This is a genomic window from Micromonospora sp. NPDC049836, assembly GCF_044465125.1.
Lineage (GTDB): Bacteria > Actinomycetota > Actinomycetes > Mycobacteriales > Micromonosporaceae > Micromonospora.
The window spans coordinates 475597-497981 of the sequence record NZ_JBITLH010000004.1 but is presented as its reverse complement, the minus strand read 5'-3'; the positions used below and the strand labels follow the sequence as shown (position 1 = coordinate 497981).

Below are 22385 nucleotides of genomic sequence, written 5' to 3'. Positions count from 1 at the left end.
TGTCCGGTCGGCGCTTGTCGGCGGGCGAACCCGGCGGGGATCATCGGGGGTGGCCGGCAGAGAGGGGCGGGGACGTGGTCGTCGAGCCGAACGATTCCGCGACGGCTCGGGCCTACGCCATGGACGTGGCGGACGGCTCGTACCGGTGGTACCAGGTGGCGGCGAAACGGTCCCGGCGCGCGCACCGCGTCTCCGAACTCGCCACGGTGGTGCTCTCCGCCGCGATTCCGCTCGCCGCGGTGCTGGTGCCGAGGCTGCCGCAGATTCCGGCGGTTCTCGGCTCGGTTCTGGTGGTCATCGCCGGTTTCCGGGCGGTGTTCCATTGGCAGGAGAATTACCTGCGGTTCAGCCAGTCCCGGGAAGCGGTGGATGAACAGCGGAGGCTCTACCGGGTCGGCGCACCGCCGTACGATGATCCGGCGCAGCGGGACGCCGAACTCGTGCGGGCCATCACGCGGATCGAAGGCGATGAAATGATGCGTTGGGCGCAAATCGCGCAGGAGCGGGTGTCACCGCAGCGGTCGCTGCCCGGTTGACCCATCGGAAACCGCCGAGGTGAGGAGTCGTTTTCCGATCGGCGGTTTGTTTTAATGCAGGAAGTGAGGCAATTTCGCCGCGGCCAGGGGGCGGTATGCCGATAGGTGATGTGTCAGACCGGACCCCGCGCGTGTCGGCCGGCGGTCCCGGCCGTGCGACGGCCACGGTGGACGACGGGGACGGCGACGCCGACGGCCAGGGCCTGGACGTGCTCTCCCACCACCTGCGCGAACAGGGCCGCCGCCGACGCGAGCCGCGCGCCGTCGAGCGGGTCGCCTCCTGGGACTCCGCGATTTGACACCGGCGCTCCCGTTCCGGCAGTTCGTGGTCAAGATCCACGGCTGGTGCGACCTGGCGTGCGAATACTGCTACGTGTACGAACACGTCGACCAGAGCTGGCGGGACCGCCCCCGGGCCATGGCGCCGGCCGTGGTGGACGCGCTCGCCGCCCGCCTCGGCGCCCACCTGCGCCGGCACGAGCCGCCCGAGGCGCGGGTCATCCTGCACGGCGGTGAGCCGCTGCTGGCCGGGGCGCGGCACCTCACCAGGACGCTGGACACCCTGCGGGCCGCCGCTCCCGCGGCCACCACGCTCGAGTTCGCCGTGCAGACCAACGGGGTCCGGCTCGACGACGGGTTCCTGCGGCTGTTCCGCAGCCGGGGCGTGCGGGTCGGGGTGAGCCTCGACGGCGGGCTGCCCGGGCACAACCGGCGCCGCCGGTTCCCCAGTGGACGGGAGAGCTTCGACCGCGTCGCGCAGGCCCTGTCCCGGCTGGACAGCCCGGCCTACCGGGACATCTACGGCGGCATCCTGTGCACCATCGACCTGGACAGCGACCCGGTGGAGGTCTACCGCAGCCTGCTCGCGTTCGGCCCGCCGATGATCGACTTCCGGCTGCCGCACGGCAACTGGGCCCACCCGCCACCCGGACGGCAGCCGGACGACCCCGCGACGCCGTACGGCGACTGGCTGATCGCGGTCTTCCAGGAGTGGTACGACGCGCCCCGGCGGCGGGTGGCGATCCGGCTGCTCGACTCGATCATCCAGCTGCTGCTGGGCGGGCCCAGCGCCAGCGAGGACATCGGCACCACCCGCACCGGCGCGGTCATCGTCGACACCGACGGCAGCATCCAGGGCAGCGACGTGCTGAAGACCGCCCACCCCGGCGCCCCGGAGACCGGGCTGAACGTGCTCACCCACTCCTTCGACGACGCGCTCGACGCGCCGGCCATCCGGGCCGAGCAGCGTTCACCGCTGACCGTCCCGGCGGCCTGCGCCGGCTGCGACGTCGTCGACGTCTGCGGTGGCGGCCTGTACGCGCACCGGTACCACCCCGACGCCGGCTTCGACCACCGCTCCGTCTACTCCCCGGACCTGCGCCGACTCATCCGGCACGTCCGGGCGCGGGTGACCGCCGACCTCGCGGCCCGGCGCCGGCCACCCGCGCCCACCGTCAGATGACGAACGGCTCGATGTCGAGGTCGACCCGGTGCTTCTCCCGCCCCAACTCGGTGAGCGGGTGCTGCTCGCCCAGCACCTGCGTGGCGTACGCGACGGCCTCGGTCCAGCCCGACTGGTCGTAGTCCCCGCCGGCGAGCCGGCCCACGGCGACGTTCATCATCGCCCCGATCAGCGCGATGTTCTCCGGCCGTAGCGCCGTACGGAGGATGTCGTAGGCCCGCTCGTCGGTCCGCCGGGCGTACTCGTGGTCGCCGGCGGCGTCCGCGGCGTTGGCGACGTTGACCAGGGCCAGCGCCGTGATCGTGTGCCGCTCGCCGAGCACCTCCTCGAAGCCGGCCGCGGCCTGCTCGGCCATGGTGCGGCCGCCCGCCACGTCGCCACACCGGCGGGTGAAGACCCCGAGGTTGTTCAGCGCCACCAGGTACATCGGGTGCTGCGGGCCGAGCAGGTCCCGGTAGATCCGCTCACCGTCGGCGGCCAGCCGCCGGGCGGTCTCGTCGTCGCCGAGGTCGGAGGCGACATTGGCCCGCTCCAGCCGGCACCCCACGGTGGCCGAGTGGTTGGCGCCCAGCACCCGCTCGTAGCGCGGCAGCGCCGTGTCCAGCAGGCTGGCGGCCAGTTCCGTCTCGCCCAGCCAACGCAACGTGGTGGCGAAGTTGCGCATGCTGCGCAGGGTGACGTGGTGTTCCTCGCCGAGCACCTCCTCGCACGCCTTCCAGGCCGCCTCCAGCGTCTTGCGGGAGCCCTGCAGGTCACCGTTGTCGCGCTGGTCGGTGCCGTAGGCGTTGGCCGAGGAGAGGGTGAAGGGGTGCCGTTCACCCAGCAGCCGCCGGCGCTTGGTCAGCGTCTGCCGGTTCAGCCGCGCGGCCTCCCGGTAGTTGCCGGCCAGCCGCATGGTCAGCGCGTAGTTGTTCGCGGCCATCAGGGTCCGCGGGTGGTCCTCACCGAGCACCACCGGGATCAGCGCGAACGTCTTCGCCTCCCGCTGCTCCGCCTCGGCCCACCGGCCCTGCGACCGCAGGTCCTGCGCGTAGCTGCCGGCCACCATCAGCGTGTACGGGTGGTCCTCGCCGGCCACCCGGGTGAACCGTTCCATCAGGTCGTGGTCGATGTCGTACGCCTCGTCGGTGCGGCCCAGATCCCGGATGAGGACGGCGTACTGGAACCGCAGCAGCAGGGTCGTCACGTCGTCGGGGTCCGGGAACAGCTCGGCCCAGGCCGCCAGGGTCCGTTCGGCGAGCTGCTCGCCACCGGCGTGATATCCGCGCAGCCGCAGGAAGCGGACCAGGTCGACGAGCAGGTTGCGGACCGCCGGCGCGGTCGACGTCACCGCCGCGACCGCGTCGACGTGCAACCAGAGCGCCTCGTAGAGCGGCCAGTTGGCCGCGTTGTCGGCGTCGCCCGGGTTGATGTCGGCCAGCGCCTCCTGGACGACCCGCAGGTTGGTCGCGCGCTCGGCGTCGCTCAGGCCGTGCCGGATCGCCTGCTGGGTGAGCACGTGCATGGAGATGCTGTTGTGGGCCGGGTCGGACTTGAGCAGACCGAACCGGCCGATGTGCTGGATCAGCCGGCTGAGCAGCAGCGGATCGCGCAGTGACGCGTCGTGCTCGGCGAGCAGCGCGCCGATCCGCTCGGACTTGAGGATGGCGGTGGGGATCGGCGCCGGCGCCAGGAACGCGAGCAGCTCGGCCAGGCGCGCGGCGGCCGGGCTCCGCTCGCGCAGCGAGGACATCGCCACCGAGAACGTGGCGGTGATCGGCGCGTCGTAGCCGGGGAGCTGCAACGCCTCGGGGACGTGCGCCTCCAGCAGGCGCAGGTATTCCTCGACGGTGCCGGCGGTGCTGGCCAGCCAGTATCCGGCCGTCCCCACCGCGGCGGGGAGGTCGCCGAGCCGCTGCGCCAGCACCGAGGACTCGTCCGGGGAGAGCTTCGCCCCCTGGTTGGCGAGCAGCGCCACGCTCTCCGGCCGGTCGAAGACCTCGACCGGCAGCTCGCTGGTGATCCGGGACCAGGCCTGGTCCCGGGTGGTGATGATGGTGTCGCCCGGACCGGTGGGCACCAGGTCCGCCAGCGCCGCCGGGTCCTCGGCGTTGTCGAGCACGACCAGCCAGCGGCTGCCCGCCTCCCGCTCGCGCAGCGCGCGCAGGACCTCCTCGACCCGACCGGCGCCGTCCCGGGCGGGCGCCAACCCCAACACCTCGGCGAGCGCCTCGAGCCCGGCGGTCACCTGTTCCACCCCGCCGGCCGGGATCCACCAGACGACGTCGTACGCGGCGGCGAAACGGTAGACGTACTCCAGGGCGATGTGGGTCTTGCCGACGCCGCTCATCCCGATCAGCGCGACGGCGGTCGAACCGGCCAGGTCCAGCAGCCGGCCGCGCAGTTCCTCGATCGTGGCCTCCCGCCCGACGAAGGTCGGGTTGCGCCGGCTGGGCACCCGCCAGTGCCGGGTGTGCTGGGCGGGGTACCGGATCCGTCCGCCGTCGCCGCTCGGCGCGCGGTGCGGCGTGTAGCGGATGCCGAGCGCGGTGAACACGGCCTGCACCGCCTCCTCGGCGTGCAGGTTGGGGAAGTCGACCGTGCCGGCCACCGAGGCGGGCATCGGCAGCACCGGCCCGTTGATCCGCATCAGCGCCATGAAGTCGGCGGGGCGCAGGTCGGCCCGCTCGACCTCCCGCCGCCAGTACCGCTCGGCCGTCTGGTAGGCCAGGCCGTCGTGGGAGAGCAGCACCACCACCCGGTCGATGCCCTCCAGCGGCGGAGCCTGCCGCTGGGCCGGCCCGACGAGCAGGCAGTCGTGGCCGGCGCGGGCGAGCTCCTGGGCGATCCACTCCGCCCACACCCGGTCGATCGAGGCGTAGTGCACCACCACCCGGATCGGCGCCGACGTGGCCGTCCGCTCGAACCTCGCCAGTACCGCGAGCCGCTGCTTCTCCGGGGTGTCGGGCGCCCGCAGCGGGCGGTCGGCCAGCAGTTCGGACAGCGCCATGAACGCCGACAGCGGGGAGTTGGGCTCGTTCGGCCGGTCGCCGAAGACCGCCAGGATCTCCTCGTACGCGTAGTAGGGCTTGTACGGCACCTCGACCCGGCGCCAGTACTCGTCGGCGTCGAGGCCGAGCTCGTCGGTGTACCGGCGGAACTTGCGCTGGGCGTAGTCGCGGCCGCGTTGCAGCTTGGCCTGTTCGCCCGGCTCCACCCGGCCGGGCAGCGGGTAGATCCGGATGTCCGGGTCGGCGCGGGCGATCGACCGGGCGACGCTGACCGCGCCGTCGACGCCCTGGGTGTTCAGGGCGAAGCAGTCCACGACCGCGTCCGGGAGGGTGATGGTGCTGACCCCCGCGGTGTCGCTGAGCCCGGTGCGCGAGTCGATGAGCACGAAGTCGTAGTCGCGGCGCATGCCCTCGGCGAGCGCCTCGATGAACCGCTGGCCGTTGAGCCGCTCCCAGAAGTTGTCCCAGTCGAACTTGGACACCTTCGCCGAGTACCGGTGGTCCTGCTTGCCGGAGGGGAGGAAGTCGAGGGTGCCACCGTTGGGGAACATCCAGTTCAACGAGACGGTCGCGCTGTCCAGGCGGGTGACCTCCTCGAACCAGGACGGCGCGGGATCGTCGTCGGTGACCGTCGCCGCGCTGTAGCGCTGCAGCAGCTCGATCAGCCCTTCGGTCTGGCGCAGCTCCGCGTCGACGAGGAAGGGGTGGAAGTAGCGGTGCAGGCCGGGCGACTCCAGGTCCCAGTCGATGGTCAGCACCCGGTAGCCGTTGCCGGCGAGGATCCACGCGGTGTTCGCCAGCGCCATGGTCCGGCCGCTGCCGCCCTTGTACGAGTAGAAGGTGATGATCCGCCCGCCGCGCGGCGCGCCGGCGGCGGATTCGGGAACGGTGACGGACACCGGCTGACCTCCTCTGGATCGCTGTCACCAGTCAGGTGCCGTGCAGGCGGGGGAGCTCGTTGCTGCCGCTCAGGTCCGGCGGCCGGCGGGCCCCGTCCCCGGTGGACGGTTGCCGCGAGCTGATCGTGCCACCGGGGCGTTGCTCGGGAATGGTGCGTTCGGGTGGGGAAACTGTCGGAAAGTCGTACGGGAGGCGGGCGAAATCGGGGCCGAGCCGTGCCGGTGGAATCGGATGATCCCGAGCCGTCCGCACGATCTGGCCGGCGAGCACGCCCACGAATTCATGGTAGTCGTCGTGGCCACGCTTGAGCCGCATGACGTGTGCGAGTCCGTCGGCGAGCACCGCCGCCGGCCATTCCCGGTCGACATATTGAATGGTGCCGAGCTGGGCGGGTATGGGACTCGGCCGCCACGGCACCGGAAGAAGTGTGGGAGCGGTGCGTTTCGTCGACCGGCGGTACGCGGCGAGCCGGTCGGCGAATGCGCGCCATTCCCGTCCGCAGGAATCGCTGGCGAAATAGGCCGGCGAGCAGAGCGCCACGAACACGCGGCAGGTGCCCAGGGCCGCGAGAATCTGCTCCGACCAGTCGACGCCGGTCCGCAGGCTGGCGTGGCTGAGGAAGCCGACCGGCGCCGGGTCGCTGCGGCGGATGCCACCCACCGCCCGGACCTCGTCGCACAGGTCCCGGAAGAAGGTCCGTACCCGGCCGTCCTCGCGCTCGGTCGACTCGGCGAAGCTGAGGAAGAACCAGAGGTCGGGGTCCGCGGTGGTCCGCGCCGCCCCGGTCGACCGTTGCGGGGGCGGGCTCAAGGGGCGTCGAGCAACGGGCGGCTGCCGGCCGGGGCGCCCGGGGCGACCCGGCGGACATCCGCCGACCGGAAGCTGCGATTGCGGGCCGCCTCCAGAATGCCGCCCACCTCCTGGGCGAACTCCTCGGCGGACTCCGCCCCGATGCGCAACAGCGGATCCGCCCGGGCGGACCGGAGGGCCAGCAGTTGCGCCAGCATCGCGGTCAGCTGGCCCCGGGCACCGGTGGTCTCGGGGTCGGTCGCGCTGATCGGCACCACCACCGCGTGCCCGGGATCGGCATGTCGGTCCAGCTCGGCCAGCGCCCGCCGGTGGGCCGCCAGGCGCACCACCCAGGCGTCGACCAGCATGACGACCAGCTCGTCGTCGGCGTCGGCCCGCTCCAGGACGGCCACGATGTCCTCGATGTCGGCCACCACGTCGGAGTGGTAGAGGTGGTCGGCGGCGACGGCCTGCGCCTGCACGGCCAGCGGCTCCGGCCGCTCCGGCTGGTACGGGCGCCAGTCGGCGCGGTGGGCGCCGTAGAACTCGACGTCGTGCCGGACATCCGACATCTCGTCGCGCCGGCCGGCCGCGAGCACGAAACGCACCGCCGGTGGGGGAGCGCCGGACCCGGGCAACGGCGGCCGGGCCGGATGCCCGGAGATCCGGAACGCGTTCGGGGTGGCCCGCAGCGGCGGCAGCACCGCGGCCGGGCGTACCGGATCGTCGCGGCCGACCTCGACCACGTGCCAGGCCAGGCGCTCGACCAGGTCCCGGTAGCGCGGTCGGTTCCGGGTGAGCCGGGCCAGCGCCCGCACGTCGGTGTGCCGGGCGACGTCCGCGGTGAACTCGTCCGCGGGCAACTCGCCCCGCAGGCCGTTGTCGCCCCAGGCGACGGGGACGAAGGCGCGGGGCCGGCGCCCGGTGGCGGCCTCGTGCTGCGCCAACCGGTCCTGGAAGACCCACCATTCCTGGCCGCACCGCTCGGTGAGGAAATAGCGGGGCGAGCAGATGGCGACGAAGACCGTGCATTCGGCGAGGGCCTGCGCCGCGGCCCGGCTCCACTCGTCGCCGACCACGGCGTCAGCTCCCGCGGCGAAGACCTGAAGCGTCGCGTCGGGGCCGCTGATCAGCCGGATCGCGTCACAGAGGTCGTCGAGCAGCGCCTCGGCATAAGCGCCGTCGTCGTCTGGTCTGTAGCTAAAAAAAATGGAAGCCACAACCCCTCCGGACACGCTTGGTCGGACGCGGAGGCGCGGTCTCGGCGCAGGTCGCAGGATCCTCCAGAGCTACATACATACACGGCAAGCGGGTAAGAGCGCAATCGCCCGGCTATCCGGAGATGTGTCGGCCAAAACGGGCAAAGCCGATGGTCCGCCGGCGTTGGCGAATCACTTTTCACCGCCCGCCGCCGGCCACGGCGGACCGGTCGGCTGGCGAGGCGGGACGGCGTCAGGTCAGTCGCGGCGGTCCTCGTCGGGCACCGGGATCTCCAGGTTCTGCTCGATCGCGTCGGCCGGGTTCGGGGCGCCGCGCACCGCGTCGGCCAGGTCGGCCTGATCGCTCGGCGGCACCAGCACGCCCTGCTCGGCCAGGTCCGCCTCGGCGGCCTCGGGCACCGCGCCGGAGATGGTGTCCGGTGGCCCGACCACCGTCTCGTCCTGCCGCTGCTCCTGCGCGTCGGCCTCCGGCGGTCGGCTCAGCGGGTCGGCCTGCTCGTCCCAGCTCGCGGTCATCACAGCCCTCCGGTGGTGGTGCGCCAGTGTCCCCGGCTACCCGCGCCGGCACCGGTCATGCCGCCCGGTCCGTTCGGCGGCCTTGGTGGCGGGCGCGGGCGTCGGGCGGCTCAGCGGGTGCGCTCGACGTAGGGCGCGCTCTGGTCGGCGACCTCCCCGAACTCCCCGGGAAGCTGGGCGACGACCTGCTCGTACCCGTCGGCCGCCAACGCCTCGCGAAGGACGTCGAGGACCGCGGTCACGCCGTCCCTGGCCTGGTCCACGTCCACCTCGGCGCGGCCGCTGACCCGTTCGACGAAGACGTCGAGCCCGAACCGCTCGGCGGTCTCGCCGGAACCGAAGGCGTACGGACGCAGCGCCTCGGGAAGCTGATCGGCCAGGTCGCGCGCCTCGCCGCCGTCGATCCGTTCGGCCAGCGTGGTCAGCGTGGCGCGGGTGAGCGCGGTCGCCTGCTCCGCCGACGTGCCCGCGCGGGTGGCCACCAGGTCGATGAACTGGTTGTCGTCCACGTTCAGCGCCCTTCTCTCGGCTGGATACCCGGGCTTCCCCGCCACCACTCGATCAAACGGCGGCGCGGTGGCGGCGTCGACCTGCCGGCCGTGCCGGCCGGACGGCACGCGCGCTGGGTGCCGGCCCGGCCCGGCGGGGTAGCGTGCTCGGCGGTGAAACCAAGGGCGAGGAGGTCCGACAGTGCAGACGACGAGCGTGGACGTGCCGACCGGCGACGGGGTGGCTGACGCCTGCCTCGTCCGGCCCGACGGGGCGGGGCCCTTCCCGGCTGTGCTGGTCTTCATGGACGCGTTCGGGCTGCGGCCGCGGTTGACGGAGATGGCCGAGACGATCGCCGCACGCGGGTACCTGGTGCTGGTGCCGAATCTCTTCTACCGGTCCGGCCGGACCCCGCTGGTCGACCTGTCCGGGCTCGGCGACGAGACGCAGCGCGGCGCGCTGTTCCAGACGCTGTCCCCGATGATCGCCGCGTTGACCCCGGACACGGTGGCCCGGGACACCGGCGCCTACCTGGACTTCCTGGCCGGCCAGCCGGACGTCGCGGCCGGCCCGGTGGCCGTCACCGGCTACTGCATGGGCGGCACGAACGCGCTGCGCGCCATCGAGGCGCACCCGGACCGGATCGCCGCGGCGGCCGCGTTCCACGCCGGCCGGGTGGTCACCGACGCCCCGGACAGCCCGCACCGGGGCGTCGGCGCGGTCACCGGCGAGCTGTACTTCGGTCACGCCGACCAGGACCCGTCGATGACCGCCGAGCAGATCGCCACCCTGGAGCGGAGCCTGGACGCGGCCGGGGTCACCTACCGCTCGGAGGTCTACGCGGGGGCCCGGCACGGCTACACCCAGTCGGACACCCCGATGTACGACGCGCGGGCCACCGAACGGCACTGGGCCGCCCTGTTCGACCTGCTGGACCGCACGTTCCGGCGCTGACCGCCCGGGCGGTCCCGCCCGCTGCGCGCCGTACCGCCCGGCGACGGCCGCCGTGGGCGGTGCGGGCCGGGCCGCGGCGACGATTCACCGCGACCGCGCCGGGTATCCGCCGCCATGCCCGACGAGCGCGCGACGGCGGACCGGATCCGCTCACCGCTGGACCGGGTCGCCGAGGAGGGCGGCCGGGCCGTCGCCCGGGTCCGTAGCGAGAGCGGGCAGGCCGGGCGGGTGCGGAAGCGGCAGCTGGAGATCACCGCGGTGATCGCGGTGCAGGCCGGGCTGGCCGCCGCGCTCGCCGCGCTGCTCGCGCAGCGGCTGCTCGGGCCGGGGGCGCACGTCTTCGCGCCGGCCGCCGCGGTCGGCACCATCGCGACCGCGATCGGCCAGCGCGCCCGCCGTACCTTCGAGCTGCTCGTCGGGGTCGGTGTCGGCATCGCCGTGGGTGACCTGTTGCGCGCCCTGCTCGGCACCGGGGTCTGGCAGACCGGTGCGGTGGTCGCCCTGGCCGTCGCGACGGCCCTGCTGGTCGCCGGGCGGGGTGGCGCGCTGGTCGGGCAGGCCGGCGGTACGGCGGTGCTGATCGCCACCCTGGCCCCGATGCAACCCGGCCTGGAGGTGCCCCGCGTCTTCGACGCGCTGGTCGGCGGGGTGGTCGGCATCCTCGTGGTGGCGCTGCTGTTCCCGGTCAACCCGCTGCGGATGCTGGACCGGGCGGCCGAGCCGGTCTACGGCGGGCTCACCACGCAGCTCGACGCGGTCGCCCGCGCGCTCACCGACCGGGACGCCGACGCGGCGATCCGCGCCCTGGACGGGCTGCGCGGCCTGGAGGCCGACGTCGGGCGGCTCAACGACGCCCTCAGCGGTGCCGAGGAGGTGGTCACCATCGCCCCGGCCCGCTGGCGGCGCCGGGCCCAGTTCCACCGGTACGCCGACGGCACCCGCCACCTGGAACGGGTGATCCTGTACGGCCGGTCGATGGCCCGTCGGTGCGCCACGCTCCTGCAGTACGGCGAGCCGGTCCCGCCGGAGCTGCCCGCCGCGCTGGCCCGGTTCACCGAGGCCATCCGGGAACTGCACCGCGAGTGCCGCTCCGAGACGGATCCGGAATCTGCCCGCCGGCTCGTCCGGGAGTGCGCCGAACTGGCCGGCCGGGCCTGGGCACAGGGCGTCCGGGTGTTCGGGGACGCCGTGATCACCGACCTGCGTACCGCCGAGAGCGAGGTGCTGCGCGCCACCGGATGCCCGGCCGACGAGGCCAACCGGATCGTGCGCCGGGCGGCCGGTGCGGGCGAGGCGGCGGTGCGTCCGCCGGCGCGGGCCGAGCTGATCACCCGCCGGCACACCGCCCGGGCCCGGCGCCGGACCCGGATCGAGCGGCGCGCCCACGGCCGGCGCCGGCCCACCGGTCCGGCCGCCGCCCCGGTCCGGGCGCCCGCGGGATGACCGGGCACGACCGCGGGCGTCCGGCGGCCCCGCGGCCGTGGGCCGCGCCCCGGGACCGGGCGGTACGCCCGTTCGAGATCTTCTTCGACCTGGTCTTCGTCTTCACCCTCACCCGGATCATGGTGCTGATCGGCCGGCCGCCGACCGCGTCCACGATGGGGCAGGGGCTGCTCCTGCTGGTGCTGCTCTGGCTGGCCTGGTCGTCGTTCACCTGGCTGGGCAACCAGACGCCGGCCGACCTCGGCGTGGTCCGGGCCGGGTTCCTGGTCGCCATGGCGGCGCTCTTCGTCGCCGCGCTGGTGATGCCGCGGGCCTGGACGCCCGCGCCGGGTCTGGACGGTCCGCTGCTCGTGGCGCTGGCCTACGTGCTGCTGCGGGCGGTCCACCTGGTGCTGTACCACCGGGCGGCGGGCGACCTGCCCGGGCTGCGGCAGCGGATCCGCTTCTTCGCCGTGATCAGCGCCGTCAGTTGGCTCCCGCTCCTGCTCGGCGCGCTGCTGGGCGGCGCCGCGCACACCACCCTCTGGGTGCTCGCGTTCCTGGTGGAGGTCGGCGGGCAGCGGCTGTCGTACGCGACGCGCGGCGCCTGGCCGCTGCGCGCCCCGAACTACTTCGCCGAGCGGCACGGCCTCGTCCTGATCATCGCGCTCGGCGAGTCGCTGGTCGCCGCCGGGGTGGGCGCCGGCTCGGCGGCCACCGCGCCGGCTGTGCTCGGAGTGGCGCTGCTCGGCCTCGCCACCACCGTCTGCCTGTGGTGGCTCTACTTCGACCAGACGGCTCCCGCGGCCCGCCTTGTGCTGGCGCGGGCGCCGGAGGACCGGCGGGACCGGATCGCCGCGGACGCCTACAGCCAGACCCACCTGCTGCTCATCGTCGGGGTCATCTACCTGGCGCTCGGCGTGGAGCAGGTCCTCGCCCACGTCGCCGAGGAGCACTCCGCGCCGCTGGGCTGGCCCGGCGCGGTGGCGCTGTACGGCGGCGCGGGCACGTACCTGGCCGGCCGGCTGCTCCTGGGCCGGCTCACCGGGCAGGCGGTCCGGCCGGCGGCGGCCGTCCTCGCCGTGGCGGTGCCGCTCCTGCTGCCGTTGGGGCGGGCGCTGCCACCGGCCGCGGCGCTCGCGCTGCTCACCGCGCTGCTGCTCGCCGCCACCGTCGCCGACCGGCTGACCCGGTCGCGGCACCCGGTCGCCGGCGCGGACCCGGCGGGCTTCCCGACCGGGCCGACCTGAAGCGGCCGGGCGCTCGGCCGGAGGTCCCCGGCCGCTCGCCCTGAGGCCGCCGGGCACTCGGCCCGAGGTCATCGGGCGCTGCCGGTCGGGAGGGCCGGATCCGGGCGCCGGTGGCCGGCGGACCCGGCGCCGGCCGCGGAGGCCACCGGCCGGAAACTGGCTCCTCCCGGCCCGGCCGGCGCTGGCTACCGTCTGCCCATGAGCATCGATCCGGACGGGTTGACCGGGCGCTTCGCCGCCCTGACCACCGCCCACGTCGCCGACGCGTGCCTGCGGGCCGGTGTCCCGGTGCGCTGCGCACCGGCCGAGGTGCGGCCGGTGGTCGCCGGCGGACGGCTGGCCGGGCGGGTGCTGCCGGCCCGGCACGCCGGCAGCGTGGACGTCTTCCTCGAGGCGATCGACCGGGCCGCCCCCGGCGATGTGCTGGTGGTGGACAACGCCGGGCGCACCGACGAGGCGTGCGTCGGCGACCTGGTGGTGCTGGAGGCGCGGGCCGCCGGGCTGGCCGGCCTGGTCGTGTGGGGCCTGCACCGGGACACCGGCGACATCGCGGCCCTCGGCCTGCCGGTGTTCAGCCTCGGCGCGACACCCACCGGGCCCCAGCGGCTCGACCCACGGCCGGCCGACGCGCTGGCCGCCGCCCGGGTCGGGCCGTGGACCGTCGGGCCCGCCGACCTGGCGCTGGCCGACGCGGACGGGGTGCTGTTCGTGCCCGCGGACCGGGCCGGCGACCTGTTCGCCCTCGCCGAGTCGATCCGGGACACCGAGCGGCGACAGGCCGACCGGATCCGGGCCGGCGAGTCGCTGCGCGCGCAGGTGGGTTTCGACGCGTACCTGGCCGGCCGGGCGGAGCACCCGGGGCTGACCTTCCGGGAGCACCTGCGCGCGGTGGGCGGCGCCATCGAGGAGTGACGGCGCGGCGGCTCAGGCGCCCCGGGCGAAGAGCGCCAGGCGCACCCGGTTCGGGCTGTCCGTCTTGGCCATCAGGCTGGTGATGTGGGTCTTCACGGTGGTGACCCCGATGTGCAGCCGCTCGGCGATCTCCGGGTTGGACAACCCCTCGCCCACCAGGTCCAGCACCTCCTGTTCCCGGGTGGTCAGCCCCGGCACCGCCCGGGGCGTCCCGGCCTGCGCGTCCACCGCGCGCCGCACCAGCCGCCGCAGCACCTCCTGGCTGAACGGGCTGTCGCCGCCGGCGGCCCGGCGGATGCCGTCGAGCAGGTCGGCGGGGGGCGCGTCCTTGAGCAGGAAGCCGCACGCGCCGGCGGCGAGCGCCGGGTACAGGTGGTCGTCGTCGCCGAAGGTGGTCAGCACGACCACCCGGGTGGCCGGACGCGCGGCCAGGATCCGGCTGGTCGCGGTGATCCCGTCGACGCCGGGCATGCGCAGGTCCATCACCACCACGTCGGGCAGCAGCCGGGCGGCCAGGGTGACCGCGTCCCGCCCGTTGTCGGCCTCACCGACGACCGACAGGTCGGGCTGGGCGTCGCAGAGCATGCGCAGGCCCGCGCGGATCAGGTGCTGGTCGTCGACCAGCAGCACGCGGATCACGCCGGCTCCGGCGCGGCCGGCGTCTCGCGGGTGCCGCGGGGCGCGGGGGCACCCGCCGCCCCGCCGGGTGCCGCGCCGGCCGTCGCCGCGCCGGCTGCCGCGCTGCCGGTCGCCGTCGCCCTGCCCGGCACCCCACCGCCCGGCACCCCACCGCCCGGCACCCCACCGCCCGGCACCCCACCGCCCGGTGCCGTGCCGGCCGTCGCCGCCGGAAGCACCGTCCGGACCCGCCAGCCGGTGCCGGTGGGGCCCGCGTCGAGGCGGCCGCCGAGCACCTCGACCCGCTCGCGCATGCCGATGATGCCGTGGCCGCCACCGGAGGGCACCGCCGCGGGGCCCCGGCCGCGCCCGTCGTCCGACACCTCCCAGTGCACGGCGCCCTCGACCACGCCGACCGCCAGCCGGGCCCGCGCGGCGGGCCCGGCGTGCCGGGCCACATTGGTCAGCGCCTCCTGGGTCAACCGGAGCACCGCCAGGCCGCGTACCGCGTCGAGCGCGCCGACCGCGGGGTCCACCTCGGCCTCCACCGTCACCCCGGCCCGCCGGGCCCGGTCCACGGCGGCGCCCAGCGCCGCGGGCACCGCCGCCGGCTCGATCGCGGTCAGCGCCGCGTCGCCGCGCACCCCGCCGGGCTCCCGCAGGACCGCGACCAGCCGGCGCAGCTCGGCCAGGGCGGTCGCCCCGGTGCCGTGCACGTCGTCGAAGACCTCGTGCACCCGGGGGTCCAGGTCGGTCAGCACGTGCCGGGCCACCCCGACCCGCAGCACCATCGACGCCACGTGGTGCGCCACCACGTCGTGCAGCTCGCGGGCGATCGCGGCGCGCTCGTCGGCGCGGGCGGCCCGGTCCTCCGACTCGCGTCGCCGCTGCTGCTCGGCGGCCCGCTGCTCGGCCTGCCGGCCCAGCTCCTGGGAGGTCCGGATGACCAGGCCCAGCAGCAGCGGTACGCCCACCTCCAGGATCAGCCCGAAGACACCCGAGGCGAACCGCCGGGGCGGGTCGCCGATCGAGTCGACCAGGTCGACGGCGGCGAGCAGCCCGGCGGCGAGCCAGATCGTCCGGGTCCGGCGGGCCTGCCTGGTCACCTCCAACAGGGCGAAGCTCGCGCCCACCTGGTTGATGGTGAGGTCGTCGAGCAGGCAGATCGCGACCAGCAGCAGCCCGGCCTGGACGAGCAGGTTGACCAGCGGCCGGCGGTGCAGCACGGGGCCCGCGCCGAAGGCGCACAGCGCGAGCGTCCACTGGGTCCGGTCCGGCTGGCCGTGGGTGCCGAAGACCAGGTAGCCGACGCCGGTGAGGTTCAGCAGCAGGATCCGCACGAGCGCGTCGCGCGTGTCGAACAGGCGGCTCACCCACTGCACGGCTTCAGCCTAGGGGGTGCGGCGCGGGCGCCGGGGCCGCCGCCCCGCCCCGGGCGTCGAACCGGGGCGGGGCCGGCGCGTGGGGCGGGGTGGCCGGTGTCGCGGTCATGCCACCAGCGCCAGGTCGGGGCGGCGCCGCCGGGCCAGCGTCGCGCCGGCGGCCGTGGCGGTCGCGACCAGCAGGACGGTCAGCGCGGCGAGGGTGAGCGCGTCCGGGCGCAGCAGCGGCTGCCCGCGCAGCGCCTGCCAGGTGAGCAGCACGGTGAGCACCCCGTACGCCACGCCGGTGACCGCCAGCAGCCGCAGCCGGGTCCGCTCGTCCAGCCGGTCGGCCCAGCGGTGCAGCAGCAGCGCCAGGATCGGCATCGCCTGCAGGGCGTGCAGCCCGACGAAGTGCCCGATGCGCAGGTCCCCGCCGGTGGTGCTCCAGCCCAGCAGCGGCAGCCCCGGCCCGCCGTCCGGCACGCCCACGCTGTGCGCGCCGGCGATGCCCTCGACGTCCGGTGCCTGGCCGGGCAGCACCATCGGCACGGCGACCAGCATCCCGAGCAGGGTCAGCCCGAGGCCGAACCCGACCGCGCACCGGGCGACCCGGTCGGCCAGCGGCTGGCGTACCAGCACGATCCCGATGACCAGGTGCGCCGCGAACAGCACCATGATGGCCGCGCCCATCAGCTGCCAGAGCGCGGCGTCGAACGGCGTGCTCTCGTTGTAGTGGCTGGTCCGGCCGCGCAGCACCTGCCCGACGATCACGGTCATCTCGACCAGCCCCACGGCCACCACCACGGTGCCCGCCCACTCGGCGAGGCGGCTGCGCCGGGGCAGCAGGGAGAGCATCCAGGCGAGGGTGGCGCCGTACACGACGAAGGAGAGGCTGAACTTCAGCGGCTTGAGCCAGATCGGCACGCCGGTGAGCACGCGCGGGTCGGCGGCGAGACCGACCGCGCAGACGACGGCGAGCACCGCCATCGTCGAGACGAAGAGCATCAGGGGGCGGTGCCAGTGGGCCGCCCGGTGCAGGACAGTAGTCATGCCTGTAGATGCTGGTCGGGCCGCTTCGCGTCCGCGCCCGACCGGAAGCCCTGGTTGCGGCCGGTGGTCGGAGCGCCACCTCCTACCGGGGGAGGAGGCGGATCAGCCGAACCGGGCCGTGAACGCGGTGTGTGCCGGCCCGCCGGCCCGGTCCAGCACGGCGAAGGTGACCAGGTCGAACCAGCCCGCCACGTCGGCGAGCGCGAGATCGAACGCCTCGGCCACGGTGGCCGGGTCGTTGCGGAACACGCCGCACCCCCAGGCGCCCAGCACCAGCCGCCGGTGGCCGTACGCGGCGGCCACGGCGAGCACCCGGCGGGCCCGGGCACGCAGCACCGGGGCCACCCGGACGGCGTCGTCCGGCTGGTTGCGCAGCACCGCCCCCCGGTTGGGTGCCGCCGCGGTCAGGAACGACACCGGGTACGCCGCGTCGAGCAGCCGGCCCCGGTCGTCGCGGAACACCGGCACCCGGGGCGAGTGGATCACCCGGTCGCTGTAGAGCAGGTCCCGCTGTCCCCGGTGGAAGTCGTAGAACCCGGCCGCCGCGGTCAGGCACGGATAGAGCGCGGAGGCCCGGGCGATGCTTTCCTCCTGGGCCTGCGCGCCGGTACGGAAGCCACCGCCCGGGTTCTTCGCCGAGGCGAAGACCAGCGCGGCCACGTCGCCGTCGGCGGCGAGCCGGCGGGCGGCCAGCAGGGTGCTCTCCCCGGTCACCTCGATCCGCGGGCCGGCGTCGCCGCAGGTCGGGGTGGGCAGCGGCTCGTCGGGCAGGTGCAGGCGGGTGCCGGTGACCGCGGCGCGGACCGCCTCGGCGAGGGGCACGGTCGCGCCGTGCGCGTTGACGTACCGGCCGGCGTCGATGATGTCGAGGGTCTCGCGGGCGATCGCCCGCAGCCGGGTGCTCATGATGGGCCCGATTGTGCGCCCGGCGCCCGGACGCCGACGAGCGGATTACCGGCCGGGCCGGTCAGTCCGGCAGCCGGGGCAGCTCCACGCCGGGATCGCGGCCGAGCAGCACCGCCCGGGTCAGCGCCGTCGTGCCGAACCGGTCGCGTACCCGGTCGACCGCCGCGTCCAGCTCGATGCTCGGGTCGCCGGTGAACGGCAGGCTCAGCTGCACGTGCCCGCCGTCCAGGTTGCCCACCGACACCCCGATGAGGGTCACCCCGCGGGTCTCGATCTCCGGCAGCGCCGCGCGCAGCAACGTCCGCGCCGCGTCGCGCAGCGGGCCGGTCTGCGCGGTCGCCTTGTCCAGGGTGTGCGAGCGGGTGGCCCGGGTGTAGTCGCCGAAGCGCAGCCGCAGCGTCACCGTGCGCCCGGTGCGGCGGGCGCCGCGCATCCGGCCGGTCACCCGGTCGACCAGGCCGGCCAGCACGGCGTCCAGCTCGGCGGGGGAGTGCGGGCCGGCGCCGAGGGCGTGCTGGGCGCCCATCGAGGAGCGGCGCCGCCCGACCTGCACCGCGCGGGGGTCCCGGTTGTGGGCGAGGGCGTGCAGGTGCCGCCCGGCTCCCGCGCCGAGCAGCGACACCAGCGTCGGCTCGTCGAGCCGGGCCACCTGGCCCACCATGCGGATGCCCCGCTCGCGCAGCCGTGCCGCGGTCACCGGGCCGACGCCCCAGAGCCGCTCGACCGGCAGCGGATGCAGGAACGCCAGCTCGCCGTCGGGCGCGACGACCAGCAGCCCGTCCGGCTTGGCCACCCCGCTGGCCACCTTGGCTAGGAACTTCGTCCGCGCCACGCCCACCGTGATCGGCAGCCCGACCTGGTCGCGTACCGCCCGGCGCAGCGCCGCCGCGATGTCGGCGGGCGGGCCGACCAGCCGGCGCAGCCCGCCCACGTCCAGGAACGCCTCGTCGATGGAGAGCCCCTCGACCAGCGGGGTGGTCCGCCGGAAGATGTCGAACACGGCCCGGCTCGCCGCCGTGTACGCGGCCATCCGCGGCGGCACCACCAGCGCGTCCGGGCAGAGGCGGCGGGCCTGCCGGCCGCCCATCGCGCTGCGCACCCCGTACGCCTTGGCCTCGTAGCTCGCGGCCAGGACCACGCCGCCGCCGACGATCACCGGCCGGCCGCGCAGCCGCGGGTCGTCGCGCTGCTCGACCGACGCGTAGAACGCGTCCAGGTCGGCGTGCAGGATCGTGGCCTCGCTCGACACCCCCACATGTTCGCACACCTGTTCGGATGGGCGGTGGTGACCAGGGCGGTCAGGGGATGTCGACGGCCAGCTTGCCCAGCGAGCCCCGGAAGTCGGCCAGCGCGCGCGGCACCTCGGCCAGGGGGTAGCGCCGCTCGACCGGCACCCGGATCCGGCCGGCGACCACGTCGGCGGCGAGCCGGTCCAGCGTCCCCGGGGTCGGCTGGCCCAGCACGGCGGTGGCGGCCGGGTGCTGCTCCGGGCCGAAACCGATGGTGGACGCGAGGCGGCCGTCCGGGGCGAGCAGGCCGGCGAGCTGGTTGCCGTCACCGGCCAGGTGCAGCACCGCGGACACCCCGTCCGGGGCCACCGCCCGGACCTGGCCGGCCAGGTCGCCGGTGTGGTCGACCACGTCACCGGCGCCCAGCTCGCGGACGAAGTCGGCGGCCGCGCCGGCCCGGGCCGTGGCGATCACCCGGGCCCCGGCGGCGCGCGCGTACTGGATCGCGAACGCCCCGACGCCGCCGGTGGCCCCGGAGATGAGCACGGTGTCGCCGGGCCCGGGAGCGACCGCCGCCAGCGCGTCCAGCGCGGTGGCGCCGGCCAGCCCGAGCGCGCCCGCGTCGACCGGGTCGAGTCCGTCCGGGCGGCGGGTGACGGCGTACCCGGCGTCGACGGTCAGGTACTCGGCCCACGCGCCGTCGCCGAGGTAGGAGCGCATGACCACGCCGAACACCGGGTCACCGACCCGCAGCGGGCCGGTGCCCTCGCCCATCGCCTCGACCTCGCCGGCGAAGTCCTTGCCCAGCACCACCGGGAACCGGTACTCCATCGAGCCCCGCATCATCCCGGCGGCGGCCTTCTGGTCGAAGCCGTTGACCGAGGAGGCGCGCACCCGGATGAGCACCTCGCCCGGTCCGGGACTGGGCCGCGCCACGTCGTCGCGCGGCGCCGGGGCCGCCCCTTCGGCGTCCAGTGTGATCGCCCGCATCGGCGTCCCCTCTCGTCGCTGCGACCGGGTGTTCAGACGCCGCGGGTGCGGGGCCGGCCGGCGGAGTGGCGCAACGAGCTGGGCGCGTTCACGCCCGCCCCGTCGCTCACGCTCATGCCCAGCCGTTCCACCAGCTCACCGCCGAGCCAGCCGGTGAACCCGGCCAGGATGACGCCGGCGAAGCTGCAGATCAGCGCCCCCGCGTTCGGGTCCCAGTTGTCGGCGCCCCGGCGCAGCAGCCAGCTCACCGCGAACAGCACCAGCACCACCACGTTGCCCAGGCCGTGCGCCGCGCCGACCCGTTTCGCCCGGGTGCCGGCCGGGATGGCGGACCAGTCGATCAGGCCGAACACCGCCGCCACCAGCCCGCCGATGATGCCGGCGGCGATCGTGTACGCGGCGGAGATCTGGAACCCCGCCCGGTCGGTGATCAGGTAGAGAATGTCGAAGATCACCGAGGTGGCGAGCAGACCCAGCGGAAACACGATCAGGATGGGATGGATCCCGTGTCCCATCGCCCGCGCGCGACTCTCCATGCCGGTCCTCCTGTTCTCGGCCCCAGGCCGGGCCCGGGTTCCCCGCTTCGGCCGAATCACACCTGCGGAATGCTCAGCGGTGGCCGGGACCGGGCACGGCCTGGCGCGAGGCGCGCCGGACCACCACCAGCCGGTCGCCGCGGGCGCGCACCGAGATCCCTCCGCCGCGCCGGCGTCGCACCGTCAGGTCGACCGTCGCCCGGCCCACCCGGAGCCCTTCCAGCCGCAGGTCGGGCAGCCAGTCGGGCAGGTGCGGGTCGACGAAGACGGTGCGCAGCGGCGCCGCCGGGCGCAGCGCCAGCAGCGCCTGGACCAGGGCGATCACCGCGCTGGCCGACCAGGCCTGCGGCGAGCACGAGTCCGGGTAGACCCCCGGGTGGGGATGGTCCGGGTCGCGGGGCAGCCCGCTGAGCACCTCGGGCAGCCGGTGCTCGGTGAACAGCCCCGCCGCCGAGAACATCCCCTCGGCCAGCCGGTGCAGCTGCGGCCAGCAGCCGTACCGGGCCAGCCCGAGACCGATGGTGCCCGCCTCCACTGGCCACACGCTGCCCCGGTGGTAGCTGAACGGGTTGTACGCCGGGTGGTCGGCCGAGAGCGTACGGACGCCCCAGCCGCTGAACATGTCCGGGGCGAGGAGCCGCTCGGCCACCCGCGCGGCGGCCCGCTCCGGCACGATCCCGGTGGCCAGCAGGTGCCCGTCGTTGGAGTTGGTCGAGCGCACCGGCCGCTTGTCCGGCCCGAGCGCCATCGCGTAGCAGCCCCGCTCGGGCAGCCAGTACGCCTGGTGGAAGCGGCGGCGCAGCGCCCGCGCCCGGGCCAGCAGGGCGGCGCCCCGGGCCGGGTGGCCGGTGAGCGTGAACACCACCGCCGCGTGCCGCAGCGCCGCGTACCAGTAGCCCTGCAGCTCACTGGTGGCGATCGGGTTGGGCACCACCTGCCCGTGCTCGTCGACGATCGCGGTGTCGGAGTCCTTCCAGCCCTGGTTCTTCAACCCGGCCCGGGACCGGCAGTGGTACTCCAGGAACCCGTCGCCGTCGGGGTCGCCGTACCGCTCGATCCAGCCGAGCGCGCGCCGGGCGGTGGGCAGCAGCTCCCGGACCGTCTCCAGGTCGCCGGTCCAGGCCAGGAACTGGCCGAGGAAGACCAGGAAGTCCGGCGCGGTCGACCAGTCGCCGTAGTAGCGGTCGAACGGGTTGAGCCCGAGCACGGAGACCGGCCCCTGCCGGGCCTCGTGCAGCGGCTTGCCCGGTTCCTCGTCGCGCCAGTCGTCCAGCCGCCGACCGAGGTGCGCGGCGTTGAGCCGCAGGCTGTCGGCCAGCATGGTGGGCCCGGCCAGCAGCGCCTGCCAGGACGAGGTCATCGTGTCCCGGCCGAAGATCTCCTGGTAGATGGGGAGCCCGGCGATCGGCGCGGTGGGTCCGGCCGGCTCGCCGAGCGGCAGCACGGACAGGTCGGCCACCGCGCACCGCCAGGCCGCCGTGACGTCGAAGTTGCTGCTGTGCAGCCGGGTGAGTTCCCCGGCCAGCCGGGCGCGGGCCCGCGCGGCCAGGTCGCCCGGCTCGTCGTAACCGGCGTCCGGGGCGGCCAGCCGCTCGCCGTCGAAGACCGGCTCCACCAGCACGTCCACCCGGGCGCTGCCGCCCGGCGGCACGGTGAGGTCGACGGCGAAGGTGCCGTCGGCGTAGCCGACCGGGGCGTCGCCGGTCACCCGGATCGCCACCGCCCGGTCCAGGTCGTCGCGCCGGTAGGTCAGGCGCAGCTCGCCCGCCGCCGGGTCCCAGCCGGCGTCGACGGCGCCGCGCTGCAACCGCCGGCCGGTCTCGGCCTCGCTGGTGTCGGCGAAGTCCGCCTCGACCGCCAGCCGCAGCGGGAAGCTCATCGGGCCGGCGGCGTAGCTGACCACGGTGAGCCGGGTGCGCAGCCCCGGCCCGACGAACCGCTCGATCAGCAGGTACGCGGCCCGCGACGGGAGCTGCTCCCGGTCGCCCAGCTCGGCGTAGGACAGCTGGGCGTGTCCGCGCACGTTGGCCGTGCTGAACGGCACCGGCGGCCGGCCGGCGACCTCGATCCGCTCGCGGCTGAGCACCCGGGTGTTGCGGGCGAAGAAGCCCTGCGGGTCGGTGCCGCCGATCCGGCCCCGCACGTCGGTGACCAGCGTGCTCCACCCGCTCGCCAGGTAGAGCAGGTCGGGTCGGACGCGCTGGTTGTGGACGCGGACCATCGGGCCGGCTGTACCCCTTACCGCCGCGGGT

20 protein-coding genes are annotated in these 22385 nt (G+C 75.2%); 7 read left to right on the top strand and 13 right to left on the bottom strand.

Annotated elements, in window-relative coordinates; all coding sequences use genetic code 11:
• The first annotated feature begins 74 nt into the window (after nt 1-74).
• From ACIBPB_RS14060 to ACIBPB_RS14050, 3 genes are all read left to right on the top strand, one after another.
• Nucleotides 75-536, top strand: coding sequence for a DUF4231 domain-containing protein (locus tag ACIBPB_RS14060; protein ID WP_396839985.1), 462 nt, complete (start codon nt 75-77; stop codon nt 534-536).
• Between the two features lie 167 nt (nt 537-703).
• Nucleotides 704-835 carry a hypothetical protein gene (locus tag ACIBPB_RS14055; protein WP_396839984.1) on the top strand — a complete coding sequence of 44 codons (132 nt, stop codon included), beginning with the start codon at nt 704-706 and terminating at the stop codon, nt 833-835.
• Nucleotides 832-1998 (top strand): FxsB family cyclophane-forming radical SAM/SPASM peptide maturase, encoded by a 1167-nt coding sequence (locus ACIBPB_RS14050; RefSeq protein WP_396839983.1) that lies wholly within the window; start codon nt 832-834, stop codon nt 1996-1998. The genes ACIBPB_RS14055 and ACIBPB_RS14050 overlap by 4 nt, the downstream gene beginning before the upstream one ends.
• Here the strand turns inward: ACIBPB_RS14050 and fxsT are convergent.
• The 5 genes from fxsT to ACIBPB_RS14025 all read right to left on the bottom strand — a co-directional run bounded on the left by fxsT (nt 1991) and on the right by ACIBPB_RS14025 (nt 8922).
• Nucleotides 1991-5887, bottom strand: a complete 3897-nt coding sequence (fxsT, locus tag ACIBPB_RS14045; RefSeq protein ID WP_396839982.1) for an FxSxx-COOH system tetratricopeptide repeat protein — start codon at nt 5885-5887, stop codon at nt 1991-1993. The two genes, ACIBPB_RS14050 and fxsT, sit on opposite strands and share 8 nt — an antisense overlap.
• 31 nt (nt 5888-5918) lie before the next feature.
• Nucleotides 5919-6698, bottom strand: a complete 780-nt coding sequence (locus ACIBPB_RS14040) for a TIR-like protein FxsC (protein WP_396839981.1) — start codon at nt 6696-6698, stop codon at nt 5919-5921.
• Nucleotides 6695-7897 (bottom strand): FxsC protein, encoded by a 1203-nt coding sequence (fsxC, locus tag ACIBPB_RS14035; RefSeq protein ID WP_396839980.1) that lies wholly within the window; start codon nt 7895-7897, stop codon nt 6695-6697. Before fsxC ends, ACIBPB_RS14040 begins: the two co-directional genes overlap by 4 nt.
• A 237-nt stretch (nt 7898-8134) precedes the next feature.
• Nucleotides 8135-8413, bottom strand: coding sequence for a hypothetical protein (locus ACIBPB_RS14030; RefSeq protein ID WP_396839979.1), 279 nt, complete (start codon nt 8411-8413; stop codon nt 8135-8137).
• 110 nt (nt 8414-8523) lie between these two features.
• Entirely contained in the window at nt 8524-8922 is a 399-nt protein-coding gene (locus ACIBPB_RS14025; protein WP_396839978.1) for a DUF2267 domain-containing protein, read from the bottom strand.
• Between the two features lie 181 nt (nt 8923-9103).
• On the opposite strand from ACIBPB_RS14025, the gene ACIBPB_RS14020 reads away from it, so the two are divergent.
• The 4 genes from ACIBPB_RS14020 (at nt 9104) to ACIBPB_RS14005 (ending at nt 13440) form a co-directional block, all read left to right on the top strand.
• Entirely contained in the window at nt 9104-9856 is a 753-nt protein-coding gene (locus ACIBPB_RS14020) for a dienelactone hydrolase family protein (RefSeq protein WP_396839976.1), read from the top strand.
• A gap of 114 nt (nt 9857-9970) precedes the next feature.
• On the top strand, nt 9971-11299 hold the full coding sequence (locus tag ACIBPB_RS14015) for an FUSC family protein (RefSeq protein WP_396839975.1): 1329 nt from the start codon (nt 9971-9973) through the stop codon (nt 11297-11299).
• Nucleotides 11296-12528 (top strand): low temperature requirement protein A, encoded by a 1233-nt coding sequence (locus tag ACIBPB_RS14010; protein WP_396839974.1) that lies wholly within the window; start codon nt 11296-11298, stop codon nt 12526-12528. The genes ACIBPB_RS14015 and ACIBPB_RS14010 overlap by 4 nt, the downstream gene beginning before the upstream one ends.
• 198 nt (nt 12529-12726) lie before the next feature.
• Nucleotides 12727-13440 carry an RraA family protein gene (locus ACIBPB_RS14005; protein ID WP_396839973.1) on the top strand — a complete coding sequence of 238 codons (714 nt, stop codon included), beginning with the start codon at nt 12727-12729 and terminating at the stop codon, nt 13438-13440.
• Between the two features lie 12 nt (nt 13441-13452).
• On the opposite strand, the gene ACIBPB_RS14000 is transcribed toward ACIBPB_RS14005, so the two are convergent.
• From ACIBPB_RS14000 to ACIBPB_RS13965, 8 genes are all read right to left on the bottom strand, one after another.
• A complete protein-coding gene (locus tag ACIBPB_RS14000; RefSeq protein WP_396839972.1) occupies nt 13453-14079 on the bottom strand; it encodes a response regulator in 627 nt (208 codons plus the stop codon).
• Nucleotides 14076-15440: a sensor histidine kinase gene (locus ACIBPB_RS13995; protein ID WP_396839971.1), complete on the bottom strand. Its 1365-nt coding sequence runs from the start codon at nt 15438-15440 to the stop codon at nt 14076-14078. The genes ACIBPB_RS14000 and ACIBPB_RS13995 overlap by 4 nt, the downstream gene beginning before the upstream one ends.
• Nucleotides 15441-15545: 105 nt before the next feature.
• On the bottom strand, nt 15546-16472 hold the full coding sequence (locus tag ACIBPB_RS13990) for a hypothetical protein (protein ID WP_396839970.1): 927 nt from the start codon (nt 16470-16472) through the stop codon (nt 15546-15548).
• A gap of 102 nt (nt 16473-16574) precedes the next feature.
• Nucleotides 16575-17378, bottom strand: coding sequence for a TIGR02452 family protein (locus tag ACIBPB_RS13985; RefSeq protein WP_396839969.1), 804 nt, complete (start codon nt 17376-17378; stop codon nt 16575-16577).
• Nucleotides 17379-17439: 61 nt separating this feature from the next.
• Nucleotides 17440-18627, bottom strand: coding sequence for a DNA polymerase IV (gene dinB / locus ACIBPB_RS13980; RefSeq protein WP_396839968.1), 1188 nt, complete (start codon nt 18625-18627; stop codon nt 17440-17442).
• Nucleotides 18628-18676: 49 nt separating this feature from the next.
• Nucleotides 18677-19597 carry an NADP-dependent oxidoreductase gene (locus ACIBPB_RS13975; protein WP_396839967.1) on the bottom strand — a complete coding sequence of 307 codons (921 nt, stop codon included), beginning with the start codon at nt 19595-19597 and terminating at the stop codon, nt 18677-18679.
• A 32-nt stretch (nt 19598-19629) separates the two neighbouring features.
• Nucleotides 19630-20133 (bottom strand): DUF2231 domain-containing protein, encoded by a 504-nt coding sequence (locus ACIBPB_RS13970; protein WP_396839966.1) that lies wholly within the window; start codon nt 20131-20133, stop codon nt 19630-19632.
• A gap of 73 nt (nt 20134-20206) precedes the next feature.
• On the bottom strand, nt 20207-22354 hold the full coding sequence (locus ACIBPB_RS13965) for a glycogen debranching N-terminal domain-containing protein (protein ID WP_396839965.1): 2148 nt from the start codon (nt 22352-22354) through the stop codon (nt 20207-20209).
• Nucleotides 22355-22385 lie beyond the last annotated feature (31 nt).